The sequence below is a fragment of the Alkalihalobacillus sp. FSL W8-0930 genome (assembly GCA_037965595.1).
Lineage (GTDB): Bacteria > Bacillota > Bacilli > Bacillales > Bacillaceae_D > Alkalicoccobacillus.
This window is the reverse complement of sequence record CP150183.1, coordinates 3,143,883-3,162,111: the sequence shown is the minus strand read 5'-3', so window position 1 is coordinate 3,162,111 and position 18,229 is coordinate 3,143,883. Positions and strand designations below refer to the sequence as shown.

The window sequence follows — 18,229 nt, the reverse complement described above, 5'->3', positions numbered from 1 at the left end:
CACTCAGAAAAGGGAGAGAGGGACATGTCAAACATTCTTCTAGATATGAAGAATATCACGAAGCAGTTTCCTGGTGTAAAGGCACTTGATCATGTAAATCTCCAAGTGAAACAAGGTGATATTCACGCGTTATGTGGTGAGAACGGAGCAGGCAAGTCTACATTAATGAAGGTGTTAAGTGGGGTCTATGCGTACGGAAGCTATGAGGGAGACGTTTATTTTCAAGACGAGCCTTGTCAGTTTAAAGATGTCAGACAGAGCGAGGAAAAAGGGATTGCAATCATCCACCAAGAGCTGGCTCTTATCCCGGAGCTTTCAATCTCTGAAAATATTTTTTTAGGGAATGAGCGGGGTAAATACGGGCTAGTGGATTGGGATCAAGCAAGTAGGTTAGCTGAAGAGCTACTTAAACGAGTGAATCTGCTAGAACCCGTGCAGACCAAGGTTAAGCATATTGGGGTAGGAAAGCAACAGCTAGTGGAAATTGCGAAAGCACTAGCAAAGGACGTGAAGCTCCTTATATTAGATGAACCGACCGCTTCCTTAAATGAAACGGACAGTCAAAACTTATTAAAGCTTTTACTTGAGCTCAAGCAAGAGGGAATTACATCAATAATCATCTCACACAAGTTAAATGAAATTAAACAGATTGCCGATCAAGTGACTATTATTCGTGATGGGCAAACCATTGAAACACTTGATGTGAAAAAAGATGAAGTGAATGAGGATCGAATCATTCGCGGAATGGTTGGTAGAAGTCTCTCTAGCAGATATCCAGAGTATTCAGGTATACCTGGTGAAACCATTCTTGAAGTGAATAAATGGAATGTCTTTCATCCGATTCAGCGTGAACGTCAGATCATTTTTGATGCAGCGTTTCATGTAAAAAGAGGAGAAATAGTAGGCATCGCAGGATTAATGGGAGCGGGACGGACAGAACTTGCCATGAGTATGTTTGGTGGTTCGTACGGTTCAAAGATAAGTGGTGAACTCCTTTTAAACAACAAACCTACTTCTTTTTCTTCTGTTAGTGAAGCTATCCAATCAGGTTTGGCCTATGCAACAGAGGATCGGAAATCATATGGGCTCATTTTAATGAATGATGTAAAAGAGAACATTTCGCTCGCAAGCTTAAAAAAATTGTCTAACAAGATATTGATTAATGGAACAGAAGAAGTACAGGTAGCAGAAGACTTTAGAAAGAAAATGAACATCAAAACACCTTCCATTCAACAAGAAACAGGGAATCTGAGTGGTGGGAACCAACAGAAAGTCGTTTTGAGTAAGTGGATACTCTCTGATCCGGATGTTTTAATACTAGATGAGCCGACACGAGGCATTGATGTAGGTGCTAAATACGAGATCTACACAATCATTCAAGAACTGGCTCAAAGAGGGAAGGGAATTCTCGTCATTTCCTCCGAGCTTCCTGAATTAATCGGAATGTGCAGTCGAGTGTATGCCATGAATAAAGGAAGAATTACTGGTGAGGTTCAAGGTGAACAGTTAAACCAAGAAGATTTAATGAGGCTGATGACACGGGAGGTGGCTTTCCATGAAGACATTTCTGAAAATCGTCCAAAATAATATAAGGCAATATAGCATGACATTTGCTTTGCTTCTTATTATGCTACTGTTTCAAATTCTAACAGATGGCGTTCTGTTGCAGCCTCTGAATATAACGAATCTAATCTTGCAAAATAGCTACATTCTCATTCTTGCTATTGGCATGGTGTTAGTCATCATCACAGGACATATTGATCTTTCTGTTGGTTCAATCGCAGCCTTTATTGGTGCTTTATCTGCCATTCTAATGATTCAAATGAATATGGATCCTTTCTTTACCGTTGTTCTTTGTTTATTAATGGGAGCGATAGTCGGGGCATGGCAAGGGTTTTGGGTTGCCTATGTGAAAATACCTGCCTTTATCGTTACTCTTGCAGGAATGTTAATCTTCCGTGGGATTACATTAATTATGCTACAAGGACAATCAATTGCTCCTTTCCCTCCTGCATTTCAGCAATTAAGTGCTGGGTTTTTACCAGATGTATTGAACGGCTCTAGCATTCATTTGTTATCACTAGTTATTGGAATCGTACTGATAGGGATGCTTGTCTTTCTTGAAGTACGAGCAAGAAGAAAACAGTTGAAAAATGGGTTTGATGCTCTGCCAAGGTCTTTGTTTCTATTAAAAATAGTTGGGATGGCAGCGGTTATTGGAGTATTTACGTACATTCTAGCGGATTATCGTGGAATCCCAAATATTCTAATTCTATTGATTGTACTCATAGCCTTTTATTCTTTTGTTATGAAAAAGACAGTCATCGGTCGACACATCTATGCAGTAGGTGGAAACGAGAAGGCTGCATCACTATCTGGTATTAAAACAAAGCGTGTCACCTTTATGGTCTTTGTTAATATGGGGGTGCTTGCAGCCCTGTCAGGTTTGATCTTTGCTGCCAGACTTAATGCCGCCACTCCTCGAGCAGGAAACTTGTTTGAACTTGATGCGATTGCGGCAAGTTTTATCGGAGGCGCATCAGCATATGGTGGTGTAGGATCCATCATTGGTGCCGTCATCGGTGGACTTGTTATGGGTGTTATGAACAATGGAATGTCCATTCTTGGATTAGGTATTGATTGGCAGCAAGCAATCAAAGGACTTGTTCTATTAGCGGCAGTTGCCTTTGACATTATGAATAAGAAGCGGTCTTGATCGTTTCTTATTATAGATACTTGTACGTATAAGGATAGGAGGAGAAAGAGAATGCTGAATGATTTGAAGCAACAGGTACTTGAAGCCAATCTGGCTCTACCAAAGCATGGCATGGTTACATTCACATGGGGAAATGTGAGTGGAATCGATCGTGAAAGTGGATTGGTGGTTATTAAACCAAGTGGCGTTGAGTATGACGTGCTAAAGAAAGAAGACTTAGTTGTTGTTGATCTGATGGGTAATGTTGTCGAGGGTGAATTGAATCCTTCGTCTGATACACCAACCCATGTAGTGTTGTATCGTGCCTTTCCTGATATTGGTGGGATTGTGCATACTCATTCTCCTCACGCAACAAGCTGGGCCCAGGCAGGAAGGGGAATCCCGGCATTTGGAACGACCCATGCTGACTACTTTTACGGGGAGATTCCATGTACGAGACCAATGACAGAAGCAGAAATAAAGGGTGCTTATGAAGCTGAGACGGGGCATGTAATTGTTGAGACATTTGCAGAGAAGCGCTATGACCAGATGCCAGGTGTGCTTGTCCATGCTCACGCTCCATTTGCTTGGGGCAAGGATGCCATGGAAGCTTTGCATAATGCCGTGGTGTTAGAAGAAACAGCCAAGATTGCGACAAATACACTTGCATTGAACCCAAATGCAACTCATATGCAGCAGGACCTTTTAGATAAACATTTTCTCAGAAAGCATGGAAAAGACGCTTATTATGGACAGCGAAATTAAAGGAGGATACCAATGAGTACGTATACAATTGGATTGGATTTTGGAACAGAGTCAGGACGAGCCGTATTAGTAAATGTGGTCGATGGGACAGAAGTGAGCGAACATGTCACACCATATCGTCACGGGGTGATTGATCGAACGCTTCCTTCAACCAATCAGCCGCTTGAATCAGAGTGGGCGCTTCAGCACCCTAGTGACTATATTGAGGTATTAACAACTTCCGTACCTGCTGTCTTAAAGCAAGCTGGGGTGAGTGCGGAAGATGTGATTGGGGTAGGCATTGATTTTACGGCGTGTACAATGCTGCCAGTTGACGCAGCAGGAACACCCCTTTGTTTAAAGGATGAGCTAAAAGACCGTCCGCATAGCTGGCTAAAACTATGGAAGCATCACGCAGCACAGGATGAAGCAAACGAGATCAATCGAATTGCCGAGGAGCGCGGGGAGGCCTTTCTTGCACGATACGGAGGGAAGATCTCGTCTGAATGGATGATTGCAAAGATCTGGCAAGTATTAAATGAGGATCCAGCGATGTACGAGGAAGCTGATCTGTTCCTTGAAGCAACGGACTGGGTCATCGCACAAATGACAGGCACGATCGTTCGTAATAGTTGCACAGCTGGTTACAAAGCGATTTGGCATAAACAAGACGGCTTTCCAAGTGAGGACTTTTTTAAAGCCCTTGACCCTCGTCTGGAAAACGTAGCATCTACCAAGCTCCGAGGAGAAATTGTTCCACTCGGTACGAGAGCAGGTGGGCTAACGGAGGAAATGGCTACACAAATGGGCTTAGTACCCGGAACGGCTGTTGCAGTGGGGAATGTAGATGCACATGCCGCCGCACCAGGTGTCGGCGTTGTCACACCAGGGAAGCTGGTTATGGCGATGGGAACGTCCATCTGCCATGTGGTTCTTGGTGAAGAAGAAAAAGAAGTGGAAGGTATGTGCGGGGTTGTTGAAGACGGGATTATTCCTGGATACTTTGGCTATGAAGCTGGTCAATCAGCAGTTGGCGACATTTTCGCTTGGTTTGTGGGTCATGCGGTATCCGAAAAAGTGGAGAAAGAAGCGCAGGAAGCAGGAATGAACATCCACGCTTATTTAGAAGAAAAGGCAGCGCATTACGCCCCTGCGGAAACAGGATTGCTTGCGCTTGACTGGTGGAATGGGAATCGGTCGGTTCTCGTAGATACAGAGTTAAGTGGAGTCATTGTAGGATTAACTCTACATTCAAAACCTGAAGAGATTTATCGAACATTACTTGAAGCTACAGCTTTTGGTACAAAGAAAATCATTGAGGCCTTTCAGTCAAATGGAATTGAAATTAATGAAGTGTATGCATGCGGGGGATTACCTCAGAAGAACAAACTGCTCATGCAGATTTATGCAGATGTAACAAACGTAGAGATTAAGGTAAGTGCTGCCTCACAAACACCGGCCCTCGGTGCTGCGATGTTCGCGGCAGTGGCAGCGGGTGCAACATATGGGGGATATGACTCAATTACGGACGCTGCAAAATCAATGAGTCGGGTACGTGATGAGACCTTTAAACCTATTCCTGAAAACGTCTCCACTTATGCTGAACTATATAAAGAGTATTCAACGCTACATGACTACTTTGGTCGTGGAGAGAACGATGTCATGAAACGATTAAAAGCACTAAAGGCTAAGAAGGATTCAACACCTACACATTCAAACAACTGAGGAGGAAACAAGATGACACAACAAAAAACGATTGAATACTGGTTTGTGACAGGGAGTCAGCACTTGTACGGAGAGGAAGCGATTCAAGAGGTACAGAGTCATACCGAACAAATGGTTAAAGCATTAAATGAAAGTACGTCCATTGCATTTACGATAAAGTTAAAGGAAGTAGCTACAAATCCAGAGGGAATTACAAGATTATGTGCGGATGCAAATGCTGATGATGCATGTGGAGGAATCATTGCATGGATGCATACATTCTCCCCAGCAAAAATGTGGATTGCAGGATTGAACTTGCTCACAAAGCCGCTCCTTCACTTGCACACTCAATTTAACCGTGACATCCCATGGGATTCCATTGATATGGACTTCATGAACTTAAATCAATCTGCTCATGGCGACCGTGAATTTGGTTTTATTGGTGCAAGAATGAAGCTCCCACGAAAGGTCATTGCAGGATACTGGGCAGATGAACGAGTGCAAGAGAGAATGGGTACGTGGATGAGAACAACGGCTGCTGCGATTCAAAGCAAATCTATACGTATTGCTCGTTTTGGCGATAACATGAACGAGGTAGCCGTCACTGAAGGAGACAAGGTAGAAGCCCAGCTAACATTTGGTTGGTCCGTACAAGGTTATGGTATTGGGGATCTTGTGGAAGTGGTGGATGCTATTACGGACGAAGAGGTTGAAGAGTTATATAAAGTGTATGAACAAGAATACGAGATTGATCCTGAGGCTGATAAACAAGCGATCATGGAACAGGCACGTATTGAGCTTGGCTTAAAAAGGTTTCTTGTGGACGGAAACTTCGGAGGCTTTACAACAAACTTTGATACATTACACGGGCTAAGTCAGCTGCCAGGTCTCGCTGTTCAACGATTGATGCAGCAAGGCTACGGATTTGGAGGAGAAGGTGACTGGAAAACAGCCGCTCTCCTGCGCATGATGAAGCTGATGGCAGACAATGAACAAACGTCGTTTATGGAGGATTACACCTACCACTTTGAAGAAGGAAACGAAATGATTCTCGGTTCCCATATGCTTGAGGTATGTCCGACAATTTCTTCAGAAAAACCAAGAATTGAAGTTCATCCACTATCCATTGGAGGGAAATCTGATCCAGCACGCATGGTGTTTGACAGCATTAAAGGAGAAGCCTTAGTTGCATCTCTTATTCATTTAGGAGACCGTTTCCGCTTAGTCATCAACGAAGTAACAGCTGTAGCATCAGAGCATGAGACTCCATTACTGCCTGTGGCAAAGGTACTTTGGAAGCCAAAGCCTTCACTTGAAACCTCAGCCGAAGCCTGGATTCATGCTGGAGGAGCACATCATACGGTCATGTCGTATAAAATTACACCAGAGCAATTGCTAGATTGGGCGAAGCTTGTTGGAATTGAGGCGGTAGTGATTAACGAGAATACGACCATCCAGGGCATTGAGAATGAATTGAAGTGGAATGAGCTTGCATTTAAATTCAGTAGATAAGCGAATTGTTCCGATCAACAAAGTATGGTAGCCTATTCGTATAAGTGATCAGAGAATTGAGGTCAACCATATGCAGACAAAATATAGCAAGATTATAGAAGTGGTAAAGTCACGTATTCTTGATGGCACCTATATTCCTCATAAAAAGATAGGATCAGAAAGTATGTTTATGAAGGAATTTGGCGTGAGCCGTCACACAGTCCGAATTGCCATAGGGGACTTAGTTAAGGATGGTTGGCTTTACCGCTCTCAAGGTTCTGGTACATACTGTGCCGATCGAACCATTGAGAAATTAACTATAAATAGTCCGAAGAATATTGCAATCATCACCACCTATATCTCGGATTATATTTTCCCCCTTATTATTCGTGGGGCTGAACCCTACTTAGCAGAAAAGGGGTACCAGGTCAGCTTGTACAGTACGAATAATAATGTAGAAACAGAGAAAAAGGTGCTTGAAAGCATTTTATCGTTGGGGGTAGATGCAGCCATCATCGAGCCAACCAAAAGTGCTCGCTCGAATCCAAACATTAATTATTACTTCAGTCTTGAACGCGCTAACATACCGTATGTGATGATTAATGCATTTTATGATGAGCTTGATCCACTTTGTCTCATTTTAGATGATGAAAAAGGTGGCTACCTGCAAACCGAGCATTTAATTAAACAAGGCCATACAGATATCTTAGGCTTCTTCAAAACGGATGACCGTCAAGGAGCCAAACGTAAAAAAGGTTATATCAAAGCGCATAGAGCCCATCAGCTTCCAATTTCGCCTGATAATATCATCGATTATGATTCAGAAGAAAAGAAAGATAAACCAAAGGCAGAATTAGAGCGTATCCTAAAAGATCGCACAACTAAGCCAACAGGTCTTGTCGCCTACAACGATCAGCTTGTTGTGGATCTATTGGATGTGCTGCGTTCGCACGAATTAAGTGTGCCTGATGACATCTCAATCGTTGGATTTGATGACTCAAATCTAGCAACAGCCACGGAAGTCAAACTCACAACCATCCAGCATCCAAAGCTGGCAATGGGAGAGCAAGCAGCAGAAATGATCATTCAATTAATTGAAAATCAAAGACTGCCTCAGCCCGAACCAATTGAGTCCATTATCTATGAACCGAAACTGGTTGAACGCCAGTCTACTAAGGAAGTCCGCTGATGCGGGCTTTTTTTGTTTGGGTGTAAATGTTCGTAGTATTGGTTGAAAGAGTATTTTAATGAATGAGTAGCAGGACTATATGAATGATTGGCCTTTGTAAGAAGAAATAAAACTTCTTACATGCCGCCCTAAAAATATAAACCTAATAAATTCACCACTAAAAGTGATCTAAGTCAGCAATTCTCACGTTTTCATTATATAGATAAGAGGTGAGATGGATGAAGAAAATGTCGGTATTTGTCTTATGTGCTCTTTTTTCGCTCTGGGCTGTTTATGGTTACGCAAAAGAATTCTACGATGATCAACAAGGAGCGTCCGGACTTTCTGAGCCAAATCTTCAAACAGAACAGATGGAGGAACAAAAAGAGGTACGGCCTGATTCTCCAACAAATATGGAGATTAGAGGAACGTTCGTGACCTGGCATGCGGTAAGAGAAGACAGAATTGCGAGTTATGTGGTGTACCGTGCTGGGATGAATGATGAATTTGAAGAAGTAGGGCGAGTAGGTGCAAATGAAAGGAAAACGTTTGTGGACGCTGATACAGCTAGGCATAGTTATTACATCACGTCTGTTGATGAAGCGGGGAGAGAGTCTGAACCGTCTAAGATTACCGAATAATGAATAGAAAATGATCAAAAAAGAACTGACACACCAGCGGTTATAAGTCTACTAGAAAAAAAAGATTAAAAAAAGTTTCTCAAAAAAGTGATCCAATCTCGTTATTGTTTCGTTAGCTTTTATGAAAGAGTAAGAGAGGCGCGACATCATGATTGATGCAACGCAAATCTTGAAAGACACTCTTGGTAAGAGAGACTATGAATTTGGCAAACTAGAGGTAGAGATTAGTCGTCTGCTATAGATTGCGAAAGAAATTTTAAAAAAGTTTCTCAAAAAGTGATCCAAGAATCTAATTCTTCCGTTAGCTTAATGAAACGGAAAAAAGGAGGCGAGAGATATGACTGATGTAACTCAACTTTTAAGCGACATTCTAAATGAGAGCGGGAATGACTCCGCAAACATTAGCATTGATGTCAGCAACCTGCTTTAATCTAAACATCTGAAACAAAAGCTGAACGAAAATAAGGAGGTGACCAGAGATGAATGATATCACGCAAATTTTAGGAGACATCCTGAACGAGAGTGGGAACGAATCTGGCAATCTCGATATTGATGTCAGCAACCTGCTTTAATCTGAACAATTGAAACGGAAGCTGAAGAAAATAAGGAGGTGACCAGAGATGAACGATATCACGCAAATTTTAGGAGACATCCTGAACGAGAGTGGGAACGAATCTGGCAATCTCGATATTGATGTCAGCAACCTGCTTTAATCTGAACAATTGAAACGGAAGCTGAAAAAAATAAGGAGGTGACCAGAGATGAATGATATCACGCAAATTTTAGGAGACATCCTGAACGAGAGCGGGAACGAATCTGGCAATCTCGATATTGATGTCAGCAACCTGCTATAACTTGAATAACTGAAACAGAGGCTGAACGAAAATAAGGAGGTGACCAGAGATGAACGATATCACGCAAATTTTAGGAGATATCCTGAACGAGAGCGGGAACGAATCTGGCAATCTCGATATTGATGTCAGCAACCTGCTATAACTTGAATAACTGAAACAGAAGCTGAACGAAAATAAGGAGGTGACCAGAGATGAATGATATCACGCAAATTTTAGGAGATATCCTGAACGAGAGTGGGAACGAATCTGGCAATCTCGATATTGATGTCAGTAACCTGCTTTAAGTCGTTTGAGACCCCATTTAAATAGGAACAATGTGTGTGAAAGCGATCGGTTTCATACAGGTTGATGCAGTAGCCGGGGTTACATTTGCCCCGGCTATAGTTATTTCTATTCGTTGTATACATAGTTGAAGAGTATTGGAGGTGAGAGAGATGATGAGGTTGTTTGCCTATGTAAAGCCATTTCGGATCCAGATCGTCTGGGTTATCGCGTTCACATTTTTACAGGCTTTAGCACAATTAGTACTGCCGACATTAATGGCGAGAATTGTAGATGTAGGTATTGTTGAAGGGGACAGTGCTTTTATCCTACAAACAGGTGGATGGATGTTAGGTGTCTCCGCTGTTGGTGTTGTGTTCTCAATCCTGTGTGTGTTTTATGCTTCAAAAGTATCTGCAGGATTTGGACAAAGGGTACGTAATCAAGTTTTTACTCATGTAGAGAGTATGTCGGTTCAGGACTTTTATCAGCTAGGAACAGCATCGTTAGTTACACGGACAACAAACGACATCATGAAAGTGCAACAGGTGCTGACCATGTTGTTGCGGGTCATGTTAATGGCACCACTCATGTTTATTGGAGCTGTGACCCTGGCACTAACAATTGATCCCGTCCTTTCTATGTGGTTGATAGCACCACTACCAATCATCGTTGGAGCTGTATTCTTGATCTCCAAGAAGGCGGTTCCGTTGTTTAAATCATTACAACAAAAAAATGACCGACTCACATTAGTCTTACGGGAGAGTTTAACAGGGCTTCGAACAATTCGTGCATTTAATCGCGTGAATCAGGAGCAGGTCCGATTTAACAAGATGAATGTGGATGTGTCAGATACAGCGATGAATGCGAACAAGCTCATGGTCTCGCTCACGCCAATTATGATATTTGTCTTAAACTTCTCGTTGATCTTTCTCATTTGGTTTGGAGCGTTTCGAATTGAGAGTGGCTCACTCATGGTCGGTGAATTGATGGCTTTTATTCAGTATGCGATGCAGATGATGTTTGCTGTAACAATCGCCTCCGTCATGATAGTCGCTATACCTCGCGCAGCTGTTTCTGCAAATCGAATTCTTGAAGTACTAGATACGGTTTCTGAGAGCAAAGGAACTAGAGAAACGTGGCATACCGATGCAGGAAAAGGTCAGCTTGAATTTAGACAAGTATCGTTTCGATATCCAGGAGCGGAGAAACCTGTCATCCAAGAAGTTTCGTTTACGGCAAAGCCAGGAGAAACAACAGCCATCGTAGGAGGAACAGGTGCAGGGAAATCAACTTTAATTCAGCTCATTCCTCGGTTATTTGTGGGTGACGCAGGCTCAATTCTCTTAGATGGTGTAGACATTCGTGATATACCGTATGAGAATGTGCGAGCACAGATAGGGTATGTGCCTCAACAATCCTTTGTTTTTAAAGGGACGATTGCCGAAAACATACGTCATGGTTATGAATCAGCTACAGATGAGGAAGTCCAACATGCAGCTAGCATAGCGCAAGCCACGGAGTTTATCTCAGAATTGAAAGACGGATATGATTCTACTTTAGCTCAGCAAGGAACGAATGTTTCCGGTGGGCAACGTCAGCGTTTAGCTATTGCTCGTGCGCTAGTGAGAAAACCCGCACTCTATTTGTTTGATGATAGTTTTTCTGCGCTTGATTTTCATACACATACCTTGCTCCGCCAAGCTCTTCAGAAGGAGACGGAAGCTGCCACTGTAATCATTGCCACACAACAAGTGGAATCGATCAAACAGGCAGATCAGATTGTCGTCTTATCAGAGGGATCCGTTGCAGGGATTGGTTCGCATGAAGAATTGCTTGAGCACTGCACGGTATATCAAGAGATGGTCGCAGCTAAGCAGGCAGAGGAGGTAACTGCATGAGCAATAAACAACGAATCCCTCCTACAAAAAAAAGAGAAACCACCCAAAAACCGAAAGACACGAAAGGGAGTCTTCTAAGGCTTCTTCGTTACGTAGGGTCATTCAGGTGGCGCTTAGCCATTCTAAGTGTTGCAGCGATCATTGGCACTGCCTTTACGATTCTGAGTCCGAAAATTCTTGGTTTAGCTGTTACAGAGTTGTTTCAAGGTGTTACAGGTGATGGGATTAACTTCTTTCTAGTGTTGCAAATTTTACTTGTGCTTGGTGGGCTCTATCTACTAAGTGGTTATTTTACCTATGTTCAAGAATACGTCATGGTAGGGATTGCCCAGAGGGTTACTCGTATGATGCGACAGGAAATGAATGAAAAGCTGGACCGGTTACCCCTGCAATTTTATGATACAAGGACTAGGGGAGATCTGCTAAGCCGTGCTATTAATGACTTAGAAAAGGTCAGTAGTACCTTACAACAGAGTTTGACGCAACTAATCACGTCATTGATTACAATGATTGGGGTTACCATTATGATGTTAACCATCAGCCCTCTTTTAACGCTGATCACTATGCTCATTCTCCCATTAAGCCTTCTGATTACAAAACATGTAGTGACACGTTCACAAAATTACTTTATTAAACAGCAACAAGTCCTTGGGATTCTGAATGGTCATGTGGAGGAAATGTATACAGGCCATCAAGTTGTTAAGACATTTGGTAGGGAAGAACAATCCATTGACCGATTCAAGAAGATCAATACCGTACTGTATGACTCGACGTGGCGTGCGCAATTTATTTCGGGTCTGATGGTACCATTTTTAAGCTTTGTTGGGAATCTTGTATACGTGTTAGTCTGTGTGATCGGAGCGATCTTTGTGGCAGGAGGTAGGATGGCAATTGGTGACATCCAAGCATTTATCATGTATGTACGGCTCTTTTCTCAACCAATTCAGAAAGTAGCCAATATCACAAATGTGGTTCAATCAACCGTTGCCGCAGCAGAACGAATCTTTGAGATACTAGATGAACCAGAAGAAAAATCGGAATTAGATGTTTTGCTAAATCATACACACACGAAAGGTAATATAACATTTGAGGACGTGTCTTTTGCTTATCGAGAAAACCAGCCTTTACTTCAAAATATTAATTTAAAGGTGGGTCAAGGACAGAAGGTAGCGATTATTGGATCAACTGGTGCTGGAAAATCAACCTTAATGAATTTGTTGCTTCGTTTTTATGATGTGGATCAAGGGCAAATAACTATAGACGGAAATAACATTCAGCAAATGAGACGAGAGGATGTACGCGCGCAATTTGGTCTTGTCTTGCAAGAGCCTTGGCTCTCTAGTTCAACTGTTAAAGCAAACATTGCCTATGGAAATGAAAAGGCTACAGAAGATGAGATTGTACAAGCGGCTCGTGCTGCACATGCGGACCACTTTATTCGAACGCTGCCTCATGGATATGAAACGGTCTTGAATGAATTAGGATCCAATATATCTCAAGGGCAGAAACAACTCCTGACAATTGCTCGAGCACTCCTTTCTAATCCATCCATCCTCGTGCTTGATGAAGCAACAGCGAATGTTGATTCTAGAACGGAACACCATATTCAAGAAGCAATGGCTCATTTGATGAAGGGGCGTACAAGTTTTATCATTGCTCATCGCCTCTCGACCATTCGGGATGCTGATTTGATTCTTGTGATGGAACAAGGAAGTATTGTGGACCAGGGGAGCCATGATGAACTCCTCGCTAAAGGAGGGTTTTACGCCAATTTGTATAAACAGCATGCATAGGAATAAGTTAGTGAGAAGGCGAATGATCGACCCAAGGATCATTCGTCTTAAGTCTGGTCTTTTGTCCGCTACAGAAAAAAACTGAAACCAAATAGCTAGTAGAGTCGTACACAAGATAAATAACTATAGGAAAAAAGTAGAAGAATTCTTATTTTTCACTAAAAGAGGTTTTGATCAGCAATAAATAGTCTATAAGAAAAAAGCGAGGTATCGTTTAAAAATCATTTGTAGAGGTGAGGAGCATGTCGAGAAGGTCATCAGGCAGAGGTTCATCAAGTAGGGGTTCAAGCAGAGGCTCCAGTAGGGGTTCATCGAGTCGAGGTTCGTCAAGTAGAGGCTCATCCAGTCGGCGTCCATCTTCACGTCCATCTTCAAGAGGAACAAAGCGTATTACAACAGGAGGTAGCAGTAAGAGCTCCCGTGGAGGGATGTTCGGAGGTAATCGTGGCTATGGATACGATCGATACGGTGGGGGTTACAGACGTGGCGGCGGAGGTATGGGATGTGGCTGTACACTCGTTATACTAGCCATCATCGCAGCAGTTGTTGTCGTTGCCTATTTTTATTTTCAAAACTCAAATTAATTGAAAAGGAAGTAAGTGAACATGACCCAATATGAAGAAGTAGAAACAGAAGAAGTCACAAGATATGATGGTCCGGTTTCTCCCTTAACCGAGCAACAACAAAGCACTACAGTACTCGGCGCTCTGGTCATGGTTGTAGGCACCATGCCTATAGCGATCGTTGGATTTATTCTATCAATCATTGCGTTAAAATGGGTGAAGGATGTGGATCATCCTGGATATGCACGTATTAAAGGAGTAACAAGAGTATTAGCTATTATTAGTATTATTCTACAGAGTTTAATGATTTTATTTTTTGTTGGGTATATCCTTCTTGTCTTTCTGGCCTTTAGCGCATTTACCACATACTAAAAAAACCAGTGAGCCGTCCGCTCACTGGTTTTTCACGTTCATTCTACGTTTTTCTCTTTCGCTTCTCCTAAGCTAATAACAGCTGGAATGAATAACGGAAGGATCACTAGGCCAAACAGCATCAATCCACTTACAACAACCGTTCCGATTTGCATAAGTGATAAGACACCGGATGGCATCATCGCTCCGAATGTTCCGGAAAGAATAATCGCTGCAGTGATGATAACAGAACCCATTTTCACCATTGACTTCATTAATCCTTCGCGCACCCCCAATTTCTTTTCTTCCTGGTAGCGGTCGAATAAGAAGATTGAGTAATCCACTCCAAGTGCAACGAGCATTACAAAGCCAAAGAATGGAACAGCCCAGCTTAACCCTGCATAGCCCATGATGTGCACAAACACGAGTTCAGCAATACCTAGAGAGGTATAGTAAGCAAGCAATAAACCGGCGATGATGACGATCGGCTGTGTCCATGAGCGAAGCAGAATCATCAACGTGATGAAAAGCCCAACCATAATGATTGTGACCGTACGAGTAAAGTCAGCCGAAGAGATTTCTTCCAAGTCGCTATTAATACTCGATACACCAGCAAACTCAATCTGCATATCCTCAAGAGGTGTCCCTTGTACAAACTGGGCAACTGCTTCTTTTACTTCTCGTGTTGCATCAATTCCTTCGATAGAATATGGATCGGCTTTAAGGTTCACTTCAAGTGTCAGCCCTTGGCGATCCGAGAAGGTGTACATATCAATGACTTCTTCAAAGTCCTCGTTTTCCAGTAGCTCATCTGGAATGTAGATTCCTGTGCCGCGAACGTAATCAGCAGAAGCAACGTCATTTGCGAAAGTCGCAGATTCCTCTAAGCCAGTACGAAGCTCCGCTACTCCATCTGAGATGTCATCCACAGCATCCGCGAGTTGGACCAATCCTCCAGAAAGCTCACCTACTTGTGCACTCGCTCCTTCAAGCTCTGCTGCACCATTTGTTAGACCTGCGCTTACCTGTGTAAGACCTTCTTGAATACCAGCTAACTGAGCAGCAGCCGTTTGCACGTCCTGTGTTTGTTGAAGCTGCTGTGAGATCCCACCTATTTGTTCGTTCATTTGATCAAGTCCGGTTGCAGCCTCCGTTAAAGAGCCATTAGACTGCTCTCCTGTGCTTCCTGATACTTGTTCACTGATCTGGCGTAATTGGTCAGAAACTTGTGTTAATCCGTCCTCAAGCTGGTCTGTGCCATCTACGGCTTCATCCAGTCCTTCTCCTAGCTGAGCTAGTTGATGATCGACATACAGATCCTCGAGCTCTTCTCCAGCCGGACGGGTAATTCCGATTACTTTGTCTACCTCATCCATTCCTGCAACAAAACGAGATAGGGCCTCAATGTTGGCAAGTATGTCTGGAGTCACAATATCCTCTTCACTATTGATAACGATCTGAACCGGAAGCGCATTTCCAATTCCAAATCCACTTTCAATGACTCTTAGACCTTTTACAGAGTCAGCATCTGCACTAATTTCATCTACGTTGTTAAACGAAATGTCATCATTATAAATGAAAATAAAAGGAATCGTAATAACAGCTACAATCACTAGGGAGACCACAGGTCTAAAGATCGACAGCTTGCCTAACCATCCCCATAGCTTGTTATCTGCATGCGATCCAACCTTTTTAGAAGGCCAGAATAACTTCTGTTTTAAGACCGCCATTAAAAATGGAACAAATGTATACAAAACAAGTAGTAAAACGGCAATTCCTACGGCTACACCAACCGCTGATTGATAGATGGTAAAGTCAGCAAAACCAATGGCAGCGAATCCGATAAATACGGCTAATCCACTAAAAAACAGCGTTTTTCCTGCTGTACGATACGTGTTTAAAATCGCCGTTTGCGTATCATGACCTGCAGCCAGCTCTTCTTTGTAGCGGCTAAGTAGTAAAATACAATAATCTGTCCCGATCCCAAACAGGACAGCCACTAAAAAGATTTGCGTATAATTCGAGATCGGAAAATCAAACCAGTCAGCTAAAAAGGAAACAATGGATTGACTGATGACATATGTAATTCCGACTGATAGCAAAGGGACAAGCGGCGTGACAACGGCTCTAAAGACAACAAGCAATAGAACAAAGATCAGAATGACTGTAATAAGCTCTGTTTTTGCTAAGCCCTCTTGTGACGTAACATCTACATCATGGTTTAAAAGCGCTTCTCCAGTAACGTAGACATTCCCGTTATCAATTGTTAAATCTGTTAGTTCATCTCCAATCGCAATCACATCATCATTTGTTCCATCGATGGTAATGGGGATTAAGGCGACACTCTCATCCTCTGACACCACTTGATCACGGATTTCATCTGATTCAAAGAGGGATAACACTTCAACTGGCGCATCAAATGATCGCGCTTCGATGTTATCAATTAAAGATTGAATCGCCTCTTCATTTCCTGTTAGCGTATCGTTGAACTCAACGACGACACTAATTGTTTGTTCATTTTCTCCTGCTGCATCGAGAATAGCCGAAGCCTGACTTGAGCTATAGGAATCATCCAGCTGAACAGAACCTTTTTCCTCCACTAAATCAGCTAGTGGAGGTGCAGTGATAAATAATAAAACAGCTAGCACAAGTAGTGCGGCAGCTACTCCCCATTTAAAGCGTAAGATGGTTTTCATTCGTTCTCCTCATCTATATCGTTATTTTTGATCTGGATTCTCTGTTAATAAACGATCCTTTACCAATCCCAGCATCTTGATAAAGTACGTTAAATCCTCTTCTTTAAAATCACTAAAAAGATTGCCAAAGTATTCGAGCATCAACTCTTGGCAGGTTTGGATTTCTGCTTCGCCCTCACTTGTTAATTCCGCGAATTTCACTCTAAAATCCTCGTCGGACTTTCGCAAAGTAATGAGCTCGAGTTCCTCTAATTTCTTAAGTCGTGAAGAGATCGCACTTTTGTGCAACCCGAGAAATGATGCGATTTGAGTGGAGTTCAAAGGACCACGAGAAGCAAGAAGGCTCAATAGATCAATTTGCTCAACAGAGAGTACTTTAAGATTCTTTGACGAAATCTCCTTAAAAAGCGTCTGCTGTCCGTAAGATAAAATATCAGAAAAAAGTGTAATGGCCTCAGAAAGCTTAGGCTTGTTCAAACTAGTTCACCCCCTAAACTAATATGTATGCAGATAGTTTACCCCCTATACTAAATAAAAAGCAAGGAAAATGTTTTTGTTCGGTTTTACCCATGATATGGTAAAAGGAGTTGGAGGGATGTCACGATGAGAAACACGATTTTATTCGATTTAGATCAGACCCTACTGGACAAACACAAGACCTTGCTTACCTTTGCAGCAAGACAATATAAGCTTTTTAATCTTTCACCTTATGTAGAGGATAAGGAAGCATTTATCACTGAATTTACTAGATTACATGAGATCGTCATGCCCAAAAGAGAAGTCTATTAAAAACTGTGTCTACATTTTTCATTACATCATTCCTTATCAAGAGACATGCTGGAAGACTTAAATGATCAGTTTCCTAAGGAGAGTGTGGCCTTTCCTGGTTTAACGCGTATGCTTTCTGAATTAAAGCGAAGGGACTACAAAATGGGGATTATTACTAACGGTCGTGACTTTTACCAGCGAGACAAAATTGACGCACTCGGTATCACTACATATATGGATGTCATTGTTACGTCGGGTGAGTTAGGTATCAAAAAGCCAGACCCAGCAATCTTCTTACATGGGTTGGGAAAATTGAAGGTGCTCCCTGAACAAGCAATCTTTGTTGGAGACGATCTCACTAAGGATATCGTACCGTCGAAAAGCTTAGGGATGCGAACGATTCTGATGGGTTCACATCAAGTAAACCCTGATATTGATACGAATTGCGTACATTTAGATGAGGTTGTGAAAGCAGTAGAAAAGTTGAGTTAGTTAGGGGTTTTTACGAATTCCAAAAAGGATTCTTCTAAATCAAAAACTAACCTTAAGTAGGTTGGGAAACGTCTAGTTACCCTATAAATTGGGAGCGTAAAAGATTA

At 42.3% G+C, this 18,229-nt stretch carries 15 protein-coding genes; 13 read left to right on the top strand and 2 right to left on the bottom strand.

Annotated elements, in window-relative coordinates:
* The first annotated feature begins 24 nt into the window (after positions 1-24).
* The 11 genes from mmsA (at position 25) to NSQ54_16535 (ending at position 14,187) form a co-directional block, all read left to right on the top strand.
* Positions 25-1,587, top strand: a complete 1,563-nt coding sequence (gene mmsA, locus NSQ54_16585; protein ID WYP25921.1) for a multiple monosaccharide ABC transporter ATP-binding protein — start codon at positions 25-27, stop codon at positions 1,585-1,587.
* Positions 1,556-2,716 (top strand): multiple monosaccharide ABC transporter permease, encoded by a 1,161-nt coding sequence (gene mmsB, locus NSQ54_16580; protein ID WYP25920.1) that lies wholly within the window; start codon positions 1,556-1,558, stop codon positions 2,714-2,716. Before mmsA ends, mmsB begins: the two co-directional genes overlap by 32 nt.
* 51 nt (positions 2,717-2,767) lie before the next feature.
* Positions 2,768-3,460: an L-ribulose-5-phosphate 4-epimerase gene (gene araD, locus NSQ54_16575; GenBank protein WYP25919.1), complete on the top strand. Its 693-nt coding sequence runs from the start codon at positions 2,768-2,770 to the stop codon at positions 3,458-3,460.
* 12 nt (positions 3,461-3,472) lie between these two features.
* Positions 3,473-5,164: a ribulokinase gene (locus tag NSQ54_16570; GenBank protein WYP25918.1), complete on the top strand. Its 1,692-nt coding sequence runs from the start codon at positions 3,473-3,475 to the stop codon at positions 5,162-5,164.
* 12 nt (positions 5,165-5,176) lie between these two features.
* Positions 5,177-6,655, top strand: a complete 1,479-nt coding sequence (gene araA, locus NSQ54_16565; protein ID WYP25917.1) for an L-arabinose isomerase — start codon at positions 5,177-5,179, stop codon at positions 6,653-6,655.
* Positions 6,656-6,725: 70 nt separating this feature from the next.
* On the top strand, positions 6,726-7,823 hold the full coding sequence (locus NSQ54_16560; protein ID WYP25916.1) for a GntR family transcriptional regulator: 1,098 nt from the start codon (positions 6,726-6,728) through the stop codon (positions 7,821-7,823).
* A 218-nt stretch (positions 7,824-8,041) separates the two neighbouring features.
* On the top strand, positions 8,042-8,443 hold the full coding sequence (locus NSQ54_16555) for a hypothetical protein (protein ID WYP25915.1): 402 nt from the start codon (positions 8,042-8,044) through the stop codon (positions 8,441-8,443).
* Between the two features lie 1,288 nt (positions 8,444-9,731).
* Positions 9,732-11,459, top strand: a complete 1,728-nt coding sequence (locus NSQ54_16550; protein ID WYP25914.1) for an ABC transporter ATP-binding protein — start codon at positions 9,732-9,734, stop codon at positions 11,457-11,459.
* The gene (locus tag NSQ54_16545; protein WYP25913.1) at positions 11,456-13,252 is read left to right on the top strand and encodes an ABC transporter ATP-binding protein; all 1,797 of its coding nucleotides are present in this window, start codon (positions 11,456-11,458) and stop codon (positions 13,250-13,252) included. Before NSQ54_16550 ends, NSQ54_16545 begins: the two co-directional genes overlap by 4 nt.
* A gap of 428 nt (positions 13,253-13,680) precedes the next feature.
* Positions 13,681-13,836: a sporulation protein YjcZ gene (locus tag NSQ54_16540; protein ID WYP25912.1), complete on the top strand. Its 156-nt coding sequence runs from the start codon at positions 13,681-13,683 to the stop codon at positions 13,834-13,836.
* A gap of 21 nt (positions 13,837-13,857) precedes the next feature.
* Positions 13,858-14,187 (top strand): hypothetical protein, encoded by a 330-nt coding sequence (locus tag NSQ54_16535; protein ID WYP25911.1) that lies wholly within the window; start codon positions 13,858-13,860, stop codon positions 14,185-14,187.
* A gap of 38 nt (positions 14,188-14,225) precedes the next feature.
* Here the strand turns inward: NSQ54_16535 and NSQ54_16530 are convergent, their stop codons facing one another.
* A complete protein-coding gene (locus NSQ54_16530) occupies positions 14,226-16,862 on the bottom strand; it encodes an MMPL family transporter (protein WYP25910.1) in 2,637 nt (878 codons plus the stop codon).
* A gap of 21 nt (positions 16,863-16,883) precedes the next feature.
* On the bottom strand, positions 16,884-17,339 hold the full coding sequence (locus NSQ54_16525) for a MarR family transcriptional regulator (GenBank protein ID WYP25909.1): 456 nt from the start codon (positions 17,337-17,339) through the stop codon (positions 16,884-16,886).
* A 126-nt stretch (positions 17,340-17,465) separates the two neighbouring features.
* On the opposite strand from NSQ54_16525, the gene NSQ54_16520 reads away from it, so the two are divergent.
* Both NSQ54_16520 and NSQ54_16515 read left to right on the top strand, forming a co-directional pair.
* A complete protein-coding gene (locus NSQ54_16520; GenBank protein ID WYP25908.1) occupies positions 17,466-17,651 on the top strand; it encodes a hypothetical protein in 186 nt (61 codons plus the stop codon).
* 45 nt (positions 17,652-17,696) lie between these two features.
* A complete protein-coding gene (locus NSQ54_16515; GenBank protein ID WYP25907.1) occupies positions 17,697-18,122 on the top strand; it encodes an HAD-IA family hydrolase in 426 nt (141 codons plus the stop codon).
* Positions 18,123-18,229: the final 107 nt, after the last annotated feature.